Genomic DNA, 16,100 nt, shown 5'->3' with positions numbered 1-16,100 from the left:
GCGCTAGATGCCGTGCGTGCCGTACAGCCCCATGAGCGCGTAACCCAGGATGCTGGGGAGCAGACGGCCGAGCAGCAGGAACGCAGAGTAATTCACTAGCAACGCCTTTCGCATCTTCTATGCAACTGGACCGATGTCCGGTATGCGGAGTGTGTCGTCGCCCGAGACCGGGTCGTTACGCTTGGGCAGTATGACGGTCGAGGACGTGGCGCGCGACCTGTACGGCCTGGCGCCCACGGAGTTCGTCGCGGCGCGCACGGATCGGGCGGCCGCGGCGAAGCAGGCGGGCCACAAGCAGCTCGCGGCCGCCATCGGCAAGCTGCGCAAACCCACGCTGACCGCGTGGGCCGCGAATCTGCTGTCCCGCGCCGCGCCCGACGACGTCGACGCACTGCTGCGGCTCGGCGCCGCCCTGGCCGCCGCTCAGCGGAAACTCTCCGCCGAGCAGTTGCGCGACCTGACCGCGCAGCGGCAGCAACTGGTCAACGCCCTCGCCAAGAAGGCGGGGGCGCTCGCCGCCGAACAAGGGCATCCGGTCGGCGAGAGCGTCGTCCGGGAGCTCGGCCAGACGTTGACCGCGGCACTCGCCGACGCGGAGGTGGCCGACCGGCTGCGCGCGGGGACGCTCGTCACGGCCGCGAGCTACGAAGGCTTCGGACCGAGCGGCCCGAATCTGCTCGCGGTTCCCGAACCGGCCGCGCGGCGCGGACGGGCCGCATCCCGGCAGGAACCGGACGACAGTGCCCGCCGGGAGCTGGCGGAGGCCAGGGAGGCGCTCGAAACAGCTCGCGCCGAAGAGGATTCGGCACGCGCCGCGCTCGCGGAAGCGACCGGAGAACTGTCCTCGGCCGAGGAACGCGTGGCCGCGCTGCGGGACGAGCTCGCACACGCCGAACAGCAACGGCAGTTCCGAAAGTCGGCCGAGCGGTCGGCGAAAGACGAACTGCAGGCGGCGCGCCGTCAGGTGGAGCGAGCGGAACGCAGGGTGGCGAAGGCCGGGCAGCGCGTCGAGGACGACTGAGGTATCAGCTGCGCAACGCGCCCGGGAACAGGTACTCCTCCGGCGGCGTCGCGGTGGTGTTCAGCCACGCGTGGAAGAAACCCGTCAGATCCATGGGCGACCTGGACTGCACGAAGGCACGGAACTCCGGCATCGAGGCGTTGCCATAGGCGTGCACGGCCAGGAAGTCCCGGACGGCCCCGAAGAACACCTCGTCGCCGATCTGCTTGCGCAATGCGTGCAGGAACAGCGGGCCGCGGTAGTAGACGGAGGTGAACTCCTTCCCGGCACCGGGGTTCTCCAGCGGAATGTTCCAGAACTTCTGATTGTCGCGGTATTTCTGGATGGTCTCGCGGTAGTCGTCGTCGACGTTCTTGCCCTCCATCCGCTCCGGCCACAGATAGTCGGCGGTGTAGCTGGCGAAGCACTCGTTCAGGCAGATGTCCGACCACTGGCGCACCGACACCCAGTCGCCCCACCACTGATGCGCGATCTCGTGCACGACGGTCTGCAGGTCGATCGACGGCGCGTAGAGCGGGCGGGTCTGGGTCTCCAGCGAGAAGGAGATGTCGGCGTCCAGATGGACGCCGCCCGCCGCCTCGAACGGATAAGGGCCGTAGAGGTTTTCGGCGAAGTCGAGGATCTCCGGCAGGCGCTGTTCCAGCTCGCGCTGGCGTTCCTCGGCGTTCGGCGCGAACGCGCTGATCAACGGAATGCCGTTGGCCCTGCGCTGCTCGAGGTAGTCGAACTTGTCGATCGCCACGGTGGTCAGGTAGCCGAGCACCGGCTTGGCGTTGATCCAGCGGACCGTCCGCTTCGCATCGTGCACCACGTTCTCGACGCGCACGCCGTTGGAGACCACCTCCCACTCCGCGGGAACCGTCGCGTTCAGGCTGAACGTGGCCTTGTCCAGGGGGGTGTCGTTGAGCGGGTACCAGCTCGTCGCCGAGTGCGGCTCGCCCGCGACGAACGCGCCGCCGCTGGGAGCGAAGGTCCACCCCTCGCCGTTGGTGTTCACCGCGGGGCCCGCGTAATCGACGGTGACGGTGAACGGCAGCCCGGGCAGCAGGACGAGCGCGGGCGTCACGGTCAACTCGTGCTCGCCGTTGCGCTCGAAACCGGCGGGAAGCCCGTTCACCGATACCGCGCGCACCTCCGGTCCCGCGTAATCGAGGTTGAACACGCGCAGGGCCTGGGTGGCGTGAGCGGTGATCGTGGCGGTGCCGGCCAGCGCACGGCTCGGCGGGTCGTAGTCGATCCCGACGTCGTAGTGGTGGACGTCGTAGCCGCCGTTGCCGTCGAGCGGGTAGTACGGGTCGCCCAGTCCCGGCGCGCCGACCAGCGGGTCCGGTGGCGGGTCGGCGTGCGCGGGCACCCACGACCCCGCGACGACCACGCACGCGACCGCGGCGCACATCCGGCCGGACAACCTCATACGAACGACCACCCCTTTCCACCCCGCCTGTTTGCCGGTGCCGGCGCACCGACTTCGCTGGATGGTAACGGCTTCAGTCGCCGCTTCCGGTGAGCGCCACCGACGCGCCGACGCCGAAGATCATCACTCCGCCCGCGCCGCCGACCGCCTCCAGCCTGCGCGGCGACTTGGCGAACCAGGACCTCGCCGAGGCGGCCAGCAGCGCCCATGCGCTGTCGGAGACCAGCGCGATGGCCAGGAAGACGGTGCCGAGCAGCAGGAACTGCCACGACAGCGAACCCGCCGCCGGGTCGGCGAAGTGCGGGAGCACCGCGGAGAAGAAGACGATCGCCTTGGGATTGGTCAACCCGACGATCGCGCTCTGGCGCAGCACCCGCGTGTGCGGCTCCCGTTCGATCGAGGCGCCCAGCGCTTCGCGCAACGCCGAACGATGACGAATCGCCTGGATCCCCAGATACATCAGATACAGCGCGCCCGCGAACTTGACCACGGTGAGCGCCAGAGCTGACGCGGTGAGCAGCGTCCCGAGACCGAAGGCGACCAGCACCAGAGCCGCGTAGACGCCCGCCGCGTGCCCGAGCACCGAGAGCAGCGCCGCGCGGCGGCCGAGCGTGAGCGCCCGACCGATGGTGAACAGCACCCCGGGACCGGGCACGACGATGATGACGACCGCGGCGGCGACGAAAGCCAGCAGATCGGACGCTGGGACCATCTTTCGAGTCTAAGCGCCGTCGCAACCGGTAAAGCGCGCGAACGCAGCCGGATTCAGGAACCGAGGTCGCCGGGCAGGTGGTGCGGGTCGAGCAGCAACCGTTTCGTCGCGGTGCGCCGCACCTTCTCGGCGAGGGCCAGGTTGTCGGTGAGCAGTCGCCACTCGGCCTCGCTGATCGCCGCGCGGGCGCGGGCGATGACCGAGCCGTCGGTGGTGCCCCAGGCGATCGGCATGGCGCTCACCGATTGCCAGCGCTGACCCACTTGCCGCGGCGCGCGGTCGGTGCGCACGGCGACCGACGGCACGCGCTCCCCGGCCCTGGCCTTGTGACCGGGGAGGTCGCGGACTTTCCTGGTCACCAAGGCGTAGCGCGGATCGCTCGTGTCCGGCGTCGACACATCGACCAAGGCGAGCAGCACCACACCGGAGGGGCGCGCCTCCGAGACCACTGCGGGAACCAGCTCACCGTCGGCGTACAGCTTGTCGATGCTGGAATGCCACGGCGTCCACAGGGCCACCCACAACGCCGTCACCGCCCCGAGCGCGAACGCGACCGCGAGCAGATACGCCCAGGGATGATCCAGCCAGATGAGCAACGCCGTCCCGGTCGCCGCGACGACCGCGGCGGCGATCGCCAGGAGACGCAGCCGGCGAAGGTCGGCGAAGACTTCGTTGACCGCGTGGGCGTGCTTGCGGTCCACCGCGAATTCGAAGCGTCGCACGCCCTCATTCCTAGCACAGCTTGCGGAGGAATTGCCTCCGCTTATCCGATGGCGGGGCCGAGCAAGTCGTCGGCATCCGTGATGCGGTAGGCATACCCCTGTTCGGCGAGAAAACGCTGACGATGCGCGGCGTATTCGGCGTCGAGGGTGTCCCGCGCGACGACCGAGTAGAAATGCGCCTGGCCGCCGTCGTGTTTCGGACGCAGCAGCCGGCCGAGACGCTGCGCCTCCTCCTGCCGCGAGCCGAAGGTACCCGAAACCTGCACGGCCACCGACGCTTCCGGCAAATCGATGGAGAAGTTCGCCACCTTGCTCACCACGAGCACCGGAATCTCGCCGCGCCGGAACGCGTCGAACAGTTCCTCGCGCTCCTTGGTCTTCGTCGAGCCCTGGATCACGGGGGCGTCGAGAGCGGCGCCGAGTTCGTCCAGCTGATCCAGGTAGGCCCCGATGACCAGGCTCGGCGCGTCCTGATGCTGAGCCAGGATCGATTCGACCACGGCGATCTTGGTGTGCGCGGTGGAGCACAGCTTGTACCGCGCCTCCGGCTCGGCGGTCGCGTAGGCCATCCGCTCGGCATCGGTCAGGGTGACCCGGACCTCGATGCAGTCGGCGGGCGCGATCCACCCCTGGGCCTCGATGTCCTTCCACGGCGCGTCGTAGCGCTTCGGGCCGATCAGCGAGAACACGTCGCCCTCGCGCCCGTCCTCACGCACCAGCGTCGCGGTCAGGCCCAGCCGCCGACGGGACTGGAGATCGGCGGTCATCCGGAAGACCGGGGCGGGCAGCAGGTGCACCTCGTCGTAGATGACCAGGCCCCAGTCGCGGCTGTCGAACAGTTCCAGGTGCTTGTACTCACCTTTGGTGCGACGCGTGATCACCTGGTAGGTGGCGATGGTGACCGGGCGGATCTCCTTGCGCTCGCCGGAGTACTCGCCGATCTCGTCCTCGGTGAGCGAGGTGCGCGCGAGCAGTTCGCGCCGCCACTGCCTGCCCGCCACCGTGTTGGTGACCAGGATCAGCGTGGTCGCCTTGGCCTTGGCCATCGCCGCAGCGCCGACCATCGTCTTGCCCGCGCCGCAGGGCAGCACCACCACGCCGGAGCCGCCCGCCCAGAACGAGTCGGCGGCCATCTGCTGGTAGTCGCGCAGGTGCCAGCCATCGGTCGCGTAGTCGAGTTCGATCGGGTGCGCCTCGCCGTCGACGTAGCCCGCGAGGTCCTCGGCGGGCCAGCCGATCTTCAGCAGCATCTGCTTGATCCGGCCGCGCTCGGACGGGTGCACCACCACCGTGTCGTCATCGATGCGCGCGCCGAGCATGGGCGCGATCTTCTTGTGCCGGAGCACCTCCTCCAGCACCGCGCGATCGAGGCTGACCAGCGTCAACCCGTGCGCGGGATGCTTCACCAGCTGCAACCTGCCGTAACGGGCCATGGTGTCCACCACGTCGACCAGCAACGGCTGCGGCACCGCGTACCGGGAGAAGCTGACCAGCGCGTCCACCACCTGCTCGGCGTCGTGACCCGCCGCGCGCGCGTTCCACAGCGCCAGCGGCGTCACCCGATAGGTGTGCACGTGCTCCGGCGCCCGCTCCAACTCGGCGAACGGCGCGATCGCCTGCCGCGCCGAATCGGCCAGCTCGTGGTCGACCTCCAACAGCAGCGTCTTGTCGCTCTGCACGATCAGCGGACCGTCGTTCACAGTCCCTCCTCAGCTAGATTCCCCGCCATTCTCCCCGACCCCTCCGACAACCTCGCAGGTTACCGGCCCTTCCCGCGAAACGCGGTCGGCAGCGACCGGGTGTAACGCCGGAGACGTGCGATGTCTTCCCGCGACCGCGCGCACGCCTCAGCCGTGCGCGAGCGCGCGTTCGGCGAGCGTGCCGATGACCGGCGCCAGCGTCGTGGCGTAACCGATCGTGAGGTGATTGTCGTCGCGGTAGACCAAGGCGTTCCCGACTATCACCGGACAGCGGGCCGCCGTGCAGAACAGCGCGGTCAGGTCGGCGTACTGCCCGCCTCCCGCGGTGGCAGCCGCGCGCTCGGCCGCGATGCCCGCGTCGTCGACCGCGACCGTCCGGGCGGGCGCGCAGGCCGACGCGTCGTCGAGATGCTCGGCCACGCACGCAGGCACGGTGGCATGCGGATCGGGTATCCCGCCGAGCACCAGCACCGCCGCGCCCATCGCGCGCAGCTCGGCGGCCAGGCGGCGCACGGCGTCGATCCATGCCGGGTCGTAGGAGACGAAGCCGAAGTCGCCGCCGTAGCGCCGGGACATGCTCACCACGACCAGCCGGGGACGATCCTGCCGCAGCCGGGTCATGATCTGCCCGCGCCACTGCTCGCATTCGGTGTACTCGCGGCCCAGATAGGGGCTGGTGATGGGCAGATCGAGCAGTGGGCAGGTGACCTTCGCCATCGTCTCCAACCGCCAATGGCGCGATGCGGCGATCTCCTCGAACGCCGGTTGCCACATCGCCGCGTGCGAATCACCGACCAAGGCGACGGTGGTCGCCGAACCGGTGTCACCGGAGGCGCACTCGCCCTGGCCCACGTCGTGCCAGGAACGGAAACAACCGTTGTCGAACACCTCGGCCCGGTCGCCGCGCGCGTTCGACAGCGCGGGCGTGAGGTTCGACGGGACCGCACGGACCTCTGCCGACGCCGCGACCGCCGCTTGGGTCTGCGCCGTCAACTGCTCGATCGCCGCATCGTAGGGATCGGTGGGAGTGGCCGGCGCGACCGGTGTCGTCAGCGTGAGGCTCTGCGCCGCCGTGCCGCGCCCGACCGGCGCAGGCACGAGCACCAGCAGCCCGAGCCCAACACCGACGGCCAGCGCGGTGCTCACACCACCGCAGGCGAGGCTGAGCCCGCCCGAACCGCGCAGACGGGCGGCGAAGCGAACCGGATTCTCGATCACCCGCTGGGTGAGCGCGGCCAGCCCACCGGCCATGGCGACCGCGCCCAGCGCACCGACCAGCCCGAGGGGCCGGCCGAGCGCATGCGGGGCCAGCACCAGCACCGGCCAGTGCCACAGATACCAGGAGTAGGACAGCCTGCCGACGGCCTGCATCTGGGACACCGCGAGGACGCGACCGACGCCGGACCGCGTCGCGGCACAGCCACTCCCGATGACCAGGACCGCGCCGAGCACGGGCAGCAGCGCCGCGATGCCCGGATACGGAGTCTTCTCGTCGAGCCGAACGCAGGCCATGACGATCAACCCGGCTCCCGTCCACCCCACGCAGGTGGACACCGATTTCGGCAGCCGGGACCAGAAGACGGCCGACAGCGCCACCACGCCGCCCGCCGCCAGCTCCCAGGCCCGCGCGGGCAGTGCGAAGAACGCCCACGGCGGCATGGTGCGGGTCCAGGTCAGCGCGATCGCGAAGGAGAGCGCGGCGACCACAGCGAGGACGATCAGGTACGGCAGCGCGGTGGCCGAACCGCTGCGGCGCCGTCGCACGAGCCGAGCCGTCACGAGCACCAGCGCCGGCCAGATCAGGTAGAACTGCTCCTCCACACCGAGGGACCAGAAGTGCTGGAACGGCGACGGTGGCGCGTCCGCGGCGAGATAGTCGGTACCCTGCCAGGCGAACCGGTAGTTCCCGGCGTACAGCGCGCTCGCGATCCCGTCGCCGAGCGCTTGGCGGGCCTGCAGCGGCGACAGCAGCACGGCCGCGCCGATCGCCGTGGCGACGAGCACGACACCCGCGGCGGGCAGCAGCCTGCGCGCCCGCGCGCCGTAGAAACGGACGAGCCCGACAGTGCCACCGGCCGCCGCTTCTCGATACAGCATTCCCGTGATCAGAAAACCGGAAATCACGAAAAATACGTCCACCCCGACAAATCCACCACCGATCCCCGGCACACCGGCATGGAAAAGCACCACGGCCAGCACCGCGACCGCCCGCATTCCCTCGATATCCCGCCGAAATGCCGCCCCCGGCGACACCCCTTCCATCGGCTCCGCCCGCCGATTTCCCAACCCGCTGACCGTGGCCGCCATGCGCAGCATTGTCATCGGTCCGGCCGGGCAAGTCCCGCCGACTCGCCGCCCTATCCGCCTCCGTCGTGGTGTCCGCGCGCGGCGCCTATTCCCGCCAACTCATTGCACGCTACACCGGGCCAATCCCGAGCTTGCGGTAAGACAACGCTTTTCGAACAGATCGTCCGGTTTGTCGACGCACACAAATGACGAGACATCAGGCTCCCCGCGCGACCACGATGTCCTCCTTCCGCCGGTACGCTTGTCCGGAATACGACCTCGAGGGGGTACGGTGAGCGAGCTCGAACTTGATCCAGTCCAGACACGAGAGATGGCGGGGACAGTACGCGGCCACGCCGACGCGATACGGCAGGCGGTGCCCCTGGCGAGGGATGTCGTCGCCGTCGAAACCATGCGCGACTCCCAGGTCGCAGACGCTGTGGATCAGATCGCGACCGCGCTCGACCGAGTTGTGCACTACCACGCGCAGCAATTGATCGGATTCGCGGACGTCACGGACGCCGCGGTTGTCGAGTTCGTCAGTCGGGACCAGTCCTGGGCTACCGCACTCCGGGAGGCAGGCCAGCGATGAGCGGCGGAAGCTACACGACGCCTCTCACGGTATCGACGGTGCTGTCCTGGGATCCACGTGCCACGGTCACCATTGCCAACGCGTTCAAAGACGCCGCGCTGCGAATCGATGAGCAGACGCGCCAGGCGGCATCACGGATCGACATGTCGTACACGTACTTCAAGGGATCGGTCGCTGATTCCGCCCGCGACAGAGCGGCTCACGACCGGGACCATGCGCGGCGAACGAAGCAGGTTCTCATCGAAATCCAGCAGCAGATCTACCTTCAGATCGATACGATCGTCGGCTACATCGACGTGATCAAAAACAAGAAGGCCGAAGCCGAGTCCGCCGAGTTCGATTTCTTCGTCAGGGACGACGGCGGTGTGGACTCCAGGATGTCCAACACCGAGGTCCTGATCAAATACGGAGCATCGGGCCTCGCCGAGAAGGAAGGGCTCGAATTCTTTCTGACCACGCAGATTCGCGCCGCGCTGACGGCGATCCAGCAAACCGACCTCGAGGGTGCTGAGAAGATCAAGCGACTAGTGGAGGATCTCTCACCGGAGACCCGGCGCGGAGTCACCGCTACGCCTCGAGACCCGAGCCTGGTCGAGGTTCTCACCAAATTCCAAACCGGCCCGTCGAGTGCGCCCGCCACGCTGTGGCCCTCCGGCTTGGTGCTCGATCGCATCCGTGCCGTCCGTCCGGATTTCCAACCCATCCTGATGACCCCCGAAGAGATAGCACTCCTCTCATCACGAGTCGCACGTCCGGGAACCATCGGAATAGGTGAAATCACGGATTTCTTCGAGATAAAAGCGCAGGCTGAGGAGGCTGCCAAGAAGACGTACAACAATCCGGACCAGAATGCGCTCAACGACGGCCACGGTGATGCATTCCGGCATATGTACTGGAACGCACTTATGACACAGCGATACGGTGCGGAATGGACCGAAAACTACGGTGCCGCGCATGAAGGACTCGGCGCGAATCCTCCGACGCGAGAAGCGATGGATCTACACAACAACGCGATCGGTCGGCAGATCGCCATTGACCATCCGAATGCCTCGCCGGATGAACTCCAGCGATTGATCTATCAGCGAATCAAGGAGGGCGGCGCGATCGTGCTCGACCCGAGTGGCCAGGTCGCATGGAGCAACCAGGTCGAAGTGGACAAGAACGGGCACCCGGCGCGGGCTGACATCCCGCTTCCGGCAGGTCGGTGATCTATGCGTGCCCTTCTCCGGATAACGGCTGTAACTCTGTGCCTGCTGGCCGGTGCGGCATGCTCCACGTCGAACGACCATGGTGAGACCGCTTCGCAGTGCTCGGCGAACTTCGATCTGGAGTCGCGGGCCGAGCCGCTGGGTTCCGCGACCGAATTGCGGCGCTCCATCAGAGAGCGGGCTGCGCAGCCGGGCACCTATTCGCTGCGGACGCTGACCGAAGCCGCGGGGTGGCATGATCAGTGGGATCGCGTCGTCATAGCGGAATCCGGTCTTCCAGCGGAAAACTTGAATTCGGCAGCGAATCTTCCCGGATACTGTTGGTCCAATCTTCCGGAGTCCGGGTTCGACCGTCCGACCGACAATTTCTACATCTTCATCACGGGGTCCGCTCCAACGCAGGTGATTCGCTCCGCGCAAGGCTCCGAACTTTTTCGAGGCGTGCGTAGCGGTGAGGTGCTCGGGCCGGAGTCCCGTTTCCAGTCGGTTCAGCCGCCAGCCCATCTGCAAAAGCCGTATCTCGAATTGACGCGGGGCTGATCGAGAGCTCGGTTGCGCCACCGCAGGCGTTGCTTCACGTCCAGCGGGTGGCGAGTGGACCGCGACAAAGGGGATTGGGGTGGGCGACGATCGGGTCATGATCGAGATGGCGGCGGTAGTCGGGGTGGCGGTGGCGGCGTTGGGGATGGTGCTCACGCCCGGGCCGAACATGATGTACCTGGTATCGCGGACGGTGTCGCAGGGGCGGCGGGCCGGCTTGGTGTCGCTGGCCGGGGTGGCGGCGGGGTTCGGGGTCTATCTGACGGCGGCGACGGCGGGTATCACGGCGGTGTTCGCGGTGGTTCCGGGCCTGTATCTGGCAGTGAAGCTGGCGGGAGCCGCGTATCTGGGGTGGCTGGCCTGGCAGGCGGTGCGGCCGGGCGGCGTCTCGGTGTTCACGCCCACGACGCTGTCCGCGGATCCCGCCCGGCGGCTGTTCACCATGGGACTGGTCACCAACCTGCTGAACCCGAAGATCGCGATCATGTACATGGCGCTGATCCCGCAGTTCGTCACGCCGGAGCACGGGAAGGTGTGGTTGCAGAGCCTGTGCCTGGGCGCGGTGCAGATCGCGGTGGCGCTCACCGTGAACGGCCTGATCGTCCTGGGTGCGGGCGGTCTGGCGAGTTTCCTCACCGGCCGCCCCCTGTGGCTGCGCACCCAGCGCTACGTCACCGGCACCATGCTCGGCGCCGTCGCCGCGCTCCTCGCCACCGACCGCGCCCGGCCGATACCGGCCTGACGCCGGACCGCTCAGCTCGGGCCGGAAGTCAGGCGATAGTGCAGTTCGGCGAACTGACCGGCCTGCTCGACGCCGACGAGCCGCATCCGGGTGGACAGGATGCGGCGCGGCAGCAGCGGAGCGCCCGCGCCCAGCGTCACCGGGACGACGCTCACCATGATGTCGTCGAGCAGTCCCGCGTCGGCGAATTGCCCGGCCAGATCGCCGCCACCGACGATCCAGATATTGCGCGCACCGGCCGCCTCGGCCATCTCTCGGTGCACCGCCTCCACCGCACCGGAGACGAACCGGAGATTCGCGCCGGGTATGGCGGGCAGCTCCCGGTGGGTGAACACCCAGCAGGGGAGATCGCCGTAGTTCTTGTGCCAGCTTTCGGGCGGCTCGTTGGCCGCCATCCACGCATAGGTGGTCGCGCCCATGCACATGGCGCCGACCTGCCCGAAGAAGCCCGCGATGCCCGCCTGCGCTTCCTCCGCTCCGTCCACCTCGAAAAGCCAGGTGAGCGAGTTCTCCGTGTCGGCGAGGTATCCGTCGAGACTGGTCGCCGTGTAGTACTGGGTAGCCATGGCACGCACGATGCCAGCGAAACCTGACAGATCACGGCAAGGTTCTGCGATCAGCCGAGACGCAACCGCCGCACCCCTTCCTCCAGCGTCTCGTCCCGCTTGCAGAAGGTGAAACGCACCAGGTGACTCCACGCGGCGGTGTCGTCGGCGAACGCGATGACCGGCACCGCCGCCACACCGAGCCGCTCGGGCAGTGCACGGCAGAACGCCAGGCCGTCGCCCGCGCCGAGCGGAGTGATATCGGCGACGACGAAGTAGCCGCCCGCGCTCCGGTACACCCGCATCCCGGTGTCGGCGAGCGCGGCGGAGAGCCGGAGACGCTTCTCCGACAAGCTTTCCCGCAGCTTGGCGACCCAGCCCAGTTCATGAGCTATCGCGTGTGCCACTGCGGGCTGGAACGGCCCGCCCGCTACGAAGGTCAGGAACTGCTTGGCCGCGAGCACCCCCTCGATCAGCTCGGCGGGCCCGCATGCCCACCCGGTCTTCCACCCGGTGACACTGAAGGTCTTCGCCGCGCTCGACACCACGACCGTCCGCTCGGCCATGCCCGGCAGGGTGGCCAAACTGACATGTTCGGCGCCGTCGTAGACCAAGTGCTCGTACACCTCATCGGTGAGCACCAGCAGGTCATGTTCGCAGGCGATGTCGGCGATCGCCTGCAAGTCCGCGCGCCCGAGCACCGTGCCGGTCGGATTGTGCGGCGAGTTGACGATGAGCATCCGGGTCGCCGGGGTTATCGCGGCGCGCAGGCTGTCCAGGTCGAGGACGAACCGATCCCCGTCGGCCACCAGGCGTGCGGTGCGCCGCCGAGCTCCGGCCAGCGCGACGGCCGCGGCGTACGAGTCGTAATACGGCTCGATCAGCACCACCTCTTCGCCGGGTTCGACCAAGCCGAGCACCGCCGCGCTGATCGCCTCGGTCGCGCCCACCGTCACCAGCACTTGCGAATCGGGGTCGTAGTCGGTCCCGTAGCGCCGTGCCCGGTCGTCCGCCACGGCTCGGCGCAGCACCGGCATGCCGCGCCCCGGCGGGTACTGGTTGAGCCCGTCGGCGATGGCGCGACGCGCTGCTTCCAGCATGCTCGCGGGCCCGTCGGTGTCCGGAAACCCCTGGCCCAGGTTGACCGCGTCGTGCCGGACGGCGAGCTCGGTCATCTCGGCGAAGATGGTGGACGCGAAGGGACGCAGGCGGGCAACGGTCTGGTGTCGCGAGGGCATAACCGGAGAGTAGCCCCCCGTCCGCCCGAGCCGTTCGGTGAGCGTGCGGGTGGTCACCGCCGGACTCAACCCAGCCGGATGCCGCCCAGCTTGGCTGGGTTCGCCACATCGTACGTGCCCCAGACCAACCCGTCCCGCACGGTGAAGCCGACCACCCGCGCGGGATAACCGCTGCGGCCCTCCTCAGCCGGACGCGCCGCGACTTTCAGGCCCAATTGGCCGTTCACCGAGACGAATTCGTACACCGGCGACGCCTCCGCCAGCCCGTACTTGCGCACCAGACCCAGGTAGAAGCGGGCAATGCGATCCGCACCGTGCAGGACGTTGATCGCGGTGGCGGTGGTGCCGTTGGCATCGCCGATCATCACCGCGTCCGGGTGCAGCGCCGCGGCGACGGCGGCCACGTCACCGGAACTCAGCGCGACGAGGAAGCGCTGCACAGCGGCCTCGTGCTCGGCATCGGGCACCGGTTGCGGCGCCTGCGTCACCGCCTTGCGAGCGCGCACCGCCAGCTGCCGCGCGGCATCGGCGGAAATGCCGAGGATGTCGGCGATCTCGTCGAACGGCACCGACAACCCGTCGTGCAGCACGAAAGCCACGCGCTGCGGCGGCGTCAGGGTGTCCAGCACGACCAGCGCCGCGAACCTGCACTCCTGCTTGCGCACCACGGCTTCCAACGGATCTGGCGTGCTCGACGGAGTGCGTGCGGTGACCACCGGTTCCGGCAGCCACTGGCCCACGTAACTCTCTCGCCGCGCCGCCGCACTCCGCAGACGGTCCAGGCAGATCCGGCTTACCACGGTGGTCAGCCAAGCCCGCAGATCATCGATCTCGGACTGGTGCGCGCCCGCCAAGCGCAACCAGCTTTCCTGAACCGCGTCCTCGGCATCGCCGACGCTGCCCGTCAGCCGATAGGCGACCGAGAGCAGATGCGCCCGATGTGACTCGAACAGGTCGGAAAGCAGCGCGGCAACCATCGAGGGGAAGTCTACGGTCCGGTCGGTAGCCGCCCCGCGCCGCATCGGCGGCAGGCAATTCCGGATGATCCGCCGGACCGTTCCGTGACAGCATGGCGCGATGGAGCACCACGCGCTGTCGAACGGAACGATCTGGCTGTCGGCTCCGACGGCGGCCGATGTCGACGCGATCACCGAGTGCTGTCAGGACCCGGCCATCGCGGAGTGGGTGACCATCCCGGTGCCGTACGTCCGCGACAGCGCCGTGACCTTCATCGACGAGATGGTCGTCCCGGGTTGGGCGGCGCGCAGCCCCACCTGGGCGCTCCGGCTGCGCGCCGACGGACCGGTGGTCGGCATGATCGGTCTGAGCGAACGTGACGAGAGCGCGGCCGAGATCGGTTTCTGGCTCGCCCCGGCGCAGCGGTCGCGCGGCCTGATGACGCAGGCGGTCGATCTGGTGTGCGAATTCGGGTTCCGCGCCGACGGCTTGGCCCTGGAGCGGATCGCCTGGCGCGCGTTCGTGGGCAACTACGCGTCGGCCGCGGTCGCGCGGCGCACCGGGTTCCACTACGAGGGCCTGTCCCGGCTCGGCAGCGTTCAGCGCGGTCGACGCCGCGATCACTGGCTCGCCGCCCGCCTGCGCACCGACCCGCCCGGTCCGGCGGACGACTGGCCCGTCGAATTCCGCCATGGCCGGGCGTCGAGCGCCCAGGCGTCCGGCGAAGCTCGCGCACGATGACGACCGACCCACGATTCGCGTGGATCGTGCGAACCATGGCGGTGCGGCCCGCCGACCGGGTGCTGGAAATCGGTCCCGGTGCCAGCGCTTCGATCGCCTACCTCGCCGAGCAGGCGGTCGACGGCATGGTCGTCGGCGTAGAGCGCTCCGCTACGGCCGTCTCCCGCGCAGGCAGACGACATGCCGCGCACCTGGAGTCGGGCCGGGTCCGGTTGGTGCACGCCGACCTCGCGGACCTGGACCCGGATCAGCTGCTGCGCGCGACCGGGGCCGGCGCGGCGGGTTTCGACAAAATACTGGCGGTCAATGTCAACCTGTTCTGGACCAAGCGCCCCACCGCGGAACTCGCGCTGATCCGGCGACTGCTGGCGCCGGGCGCGACGCTGGGCCTGTTCTACGGATACGGCACACCGGACGCCGCGGATCCGGCCGGTCCGAAGCCGCCGCTCGCCCGGCTGACCGGACACCTGACCGAGGCAGGCTTCGCTGTCCGGACCGTCTCCTCCGGCGACTTACTGGGTGTGCTCGGCTCCTGATGATTCGCGCCGCCGCCCAACCGCGTCGGCCAGGTGGTCCAGTTGCGCGGCGGTGGTCTCCCAGTCCAGGCACGCGTCGGTGATCGACTGCCCGTAGGTGAGTTCGTCGGCGTGGCCGAGGGTGAGGTCCTGGCGTCCGGCGACCAAGAAGCTCTCCAGCATGACGCCGACGACACCTGGCTCGCCCGCCGCCAGCCGCCGCGCGATGTCGGTGACCACGTCGACCTGCTTGTTGTGGTCCTTGTTGCTGTTGCCGTGGCTGGCGTCCACCACGATTCGCTGCGGCAGCGAGGCCTTCTCCAGCCGCAGGCACGCCTCGGCGACCGACGCCGCGTCGTAGTTCGGCCCGGTGCTGCCGCCGCGCAGGATCACGTGGCAGTCCGGATTGCCGGTGGTGCGGATGAGCGCGGAGCGACCGTCGAGGTCGGTGCCGGGGAACACGTGACTGGCCGCCGCGGCGCGCACGCCGTCCACGGCCACCTGGACGTCGCCGTCGGTGCCGTTCTTGATGCCGACCGGCATCGACAGCGCGCTGCTGAGCTGGCGGTGCACCTGACTGGCCGCGGTGCGCGCCCCGATCGCGCCGTAGGACACCAGATCCGCGATGTACTGGGGAGTGATCGGATCCAGGAACTCACAGGCCACCGGAAGACCGAGGGCGGTGATGTCGACCAGCAGTTTGCGGCCGAAGCCCAACCCGGTGTTGACGTCGAACGAGCCGTCCAGGTGCGGGTCGTTGATCAGGCCCTTCCAGCCCAGGCTGGTGCGCGGCTTCTCGAAGTAGACCCGCATCACCACGTGCAGCCGGTCGCCGAGTTCGGCGGCCTTCGCCGCGAGACGGCGCGCGTAGTCCAGCGCCGCGGCGGGGTCGTGCACGGAGCACGGACCGACGATCACCATCAGGCGATCATCCGCGCCGTTCAGCACGTCGACGGTGGCTTTGCGTCCCGCACGGACGGTGTCGGCGAGCGCGTCGGTGATCGGATGCACGCGACGCACCTCCGCCGGTGAGCGCAGCGGGCTCACGTTGAGGGTGCGTTGATCATCCAGATCGGAATGCCGCGCGTCGACGTCGGCTGCGGTTGTCATGTCGTGGGTTCCTATTCTCGAGGCCGACCCACGGATGCGAATCCCGTCGAGCCGGTC

At 68.8% G+C, this 16,100-nt stretch carries 16 protein-coding genes; 7 read left to right on the top strand and 9 right to left on the bottom strand.

The window, feature by feature from the left end; all coding sequences use genetic code 11:
- The first annotated feature begins 190 nt into the window (after positions 1-190).
- A complete protein-coding gene (locus tag ABZ552_RS07840) occupies positions 191-1,021 on the top strand; it encodes a hypothetical protein (protein WP_281877294.1) in 831 nt (276 codons plus the stop codon).
- A 4-nt stretch (positions 1,022-1,025) separates the two neighbouring features.
- On the opposite strand, the gene ABZ552_RS07835 is transcribed toward ABZ552_RS07840, so the two are convergent.
- The 5 genes from ABZ552_RS07835 to ABZ552_RS07815 all read right to left on the bottom strand — a co-directional run bounded on the left by ABZ552_RS07835 (position 1,026) and on the right by ABZ552_RS07815 (position 7,831).
- The gene (locus ABZ552_RS07835; protein ID WP_281877293.1) at positions 1,026-2,435 is read right to left on the bottom strand and encodes a M1 family metallopeptidase; all 1,410 of its coding nucleotides are present in this window, start codon (positions 2,433-2,435) and stop codon (positions 1,026-1,028) included.
- Positions 2,436-2,508: 73 nt separating this feature from the next.
- On the bottom strand, positions 2,509-3,147 hold the full coding sequence (locus ABZ552_RS07830; RefSeq protein WP_281877292.1) for a LysE family translocator: 639 nt from the start codon (positions 3,145-3,147) through the stop codon (positions 2,509-2,511).
- Positions 3,148-3,200: 53 nt separating this feature from the next.
- Positions 3,201-3,869, bottom strand: coding sequence for a DUF3239 domain-containing protein (locus ABZ552_RS07825; protein ID WP_281877291.1), 669 nt, complete (start codon positions 3,867-3,869; stop codon positions 3,201-3,203).
- A gap of 41 nt (positions 3,870-3,910) precedes the next feature.
- Positions 3,911-5,569, bottom strand: a complete 1,659-nt coding sequence (locus ABZ552_RS07820) for a DNA repair helicase XPB (RefSeq protein WP_281877290.1) — start codon at positions 5,567-5,569, stop codon at positions 3,911-3,913.
- 147 nt (positions 5,570-5,716) lie between these two features.
- Entirely contained in the window at positions 5,717-7,831 is a 2,115-nt protein-coding gene (locus ABZ552_RS07815; RefSeq protein ID WP_357436355.1) for an acyltransferase family protein, read from the bottom strand.
- Positions 7,832-8,186: 355 nt separating this feature from the next.
- On the opposite strand from ABZ552_RS07815, the gene ABZ552_RS07810 reads away from it, so the two are divergent.
- The 4 genes from ABZ552_RS07810 (at position 8,187) to ABZ552_RS07795 (ending at position 10,937) form a co-directional block, all read left to right on the top strand.
- A complete protein-coding gene (locus tag ABZ552_RS07810) occupies positions 8,187-8,447 on the top strand; it encodes a hypothetical protein (protein WP_357436099.1) in 261 nt (86 codons plus the stop codon).
- A complete protein-coding gene (locus ABZ552_RS07805) occupies positions 8,444-9,655 on the top strand; it encodes a hypothetical protein (RefSeq protein ID WP_357436097.1) in 1,212 nt (403 codons plus the stop codon). The genes ABZ552_RS07810 and ABZ552_RS07805 overlap by 4 nt, the downstream gene beginning before the upstream one ends.
- A 3-nt stretch (positions 9,656-9,658) precedes the next feature.
- Positions 9,659-10,195: a hypothetical protein gene (locus ABZ552_RS07800; protein ID WP_357436095.1), complete on the top strand. Its 537-nt coding sequence runs from the start codon at positions 9,659-9,661 to the stop codon at positions 10,193-10,195.
- Positions 10,196-10,292: 97 nt separating this feature from the next.
- On the top strand, positions 10,293-10,937 hold the full coding sequence (locus tag ABZ552_RS07795) for a LysE family translocator (RefSeq protein ID WP_281877284.1): 645 nt from the start codon (positions 10,293-10,295) through the stop codon (positions 10,935-10,937).
- A gap of 11 nt (positions 10,938-10,948) precedes the next feature.
- On the opposite strand, the gene ABZ552_RS07790 is transcribed toward ABZ552_RS07795, so the two are convergent.
- The 3 genes from ABZ552_RS07790 to ABZ552_RS07780 form a co-directional block, all read right to left on the bottom strand.
- Positions 10,949-11,503: a dihydrofolate reductase family protein gene (locus ABZ552_RS07790; protein ID WP_357436093.1), complete on the bottom strand. Its 555-nt coding sequence runs from the start codon at positions 11,501-11,503 to the stop codon at positions 10,949-10,951.
- 50 nt (positions 11,504-11,553) lie between these two features.
- A complete protein-coding gene (locus tag ABZ552_RS07785) occupies positions 11,554-12,720 on the bottom strand; it encodes a pyridoxal phosphate-dependent aminotransferase (RefSeq protein ID WP_357436091.1) in 1,167 nt (388 codons plus the stop codon).
- Between the two features lie 65 nt (positions 12,721-12,785).
- Positions 12,786-13,697, bottom strand: a complete 912-nt coding sequence (locus tag ABZ552_RS07780) for a sigma-70 family RNA polymerase sigma factor (protein WP_357436089.1) — start codon at positions 13,695-13,697, stop codon at positions 12,786-12,788.
- 100 nt (positions 13,698-13,797) lie between these two features.
- On the opposite strand from ABZ552_RS07780, the gene ABZ552_RS07775 reads away from it, so the two are divergent.
- Together ABZ552_RS07775 and ABZ552_RS07770 are read left to right on the top strand one after the other, a co-directional pair.
- On the top strand, positions 13,798-14,418 hold the full coding sequence (locus ABZ552_RS07775; RefSeq protein WP_281917162.1) for a GNAT family N-acetyltransferase: 621 nt from the start codon (positions 13,798-13,800) through the stop codon (positions 14,416-14,418).
- Positions 14,415-14,954, top strand: a complete 540-nt coding sequence (locus tag ABZ552_RS07770; protein WP_357436087.1) for a class I SAM-dependent methyltransferase — start codon at positions 14,415-14,417, stop codon at positions 14,952-14,954. Before ABZ552_RS07775 ends, ABZ552_RS07770 begins: the two co-directional genes overlap by 4 nt.
- Here ABZ552_RS07770 and ABZ552_RS07765 read toward each other — a convergent pair.
- A complete protein-coding gene (locus ABZ552_RS07765; protein ID WP_357436085.1) occupies positions 14,931-16,043 on the bottom strand; it encodes a 3-deoxy-7-phosphoheptulonate synthase in 1,113 nt (370 codons plus the stop codon). The genes ABZ552_RS07770 and ABZ552_RS07765 overlap by 24 nt on opposite strands.
- Between the last annotated feature and the right edge of the window lie 57 nt (positions 16,044-16,100).

The sequence above is a fragment of the Nocardia sp. NPDC019219 genome, from assembly GCF_040632645.1.
In the GTDB taxonomy this organism is placed as follows: domain Bacteria; phylum Actinomycetota; class Actinomycetes; order Mycobacteriales; family Mycobacteriaceae; genus Nocardia; species Nocardia sputorum.
The sequence above is the reverse complement of the archived record's forward strand: the minus strand, read 5'-3'. Positions and strand labels throughout refer to the sequence as shown.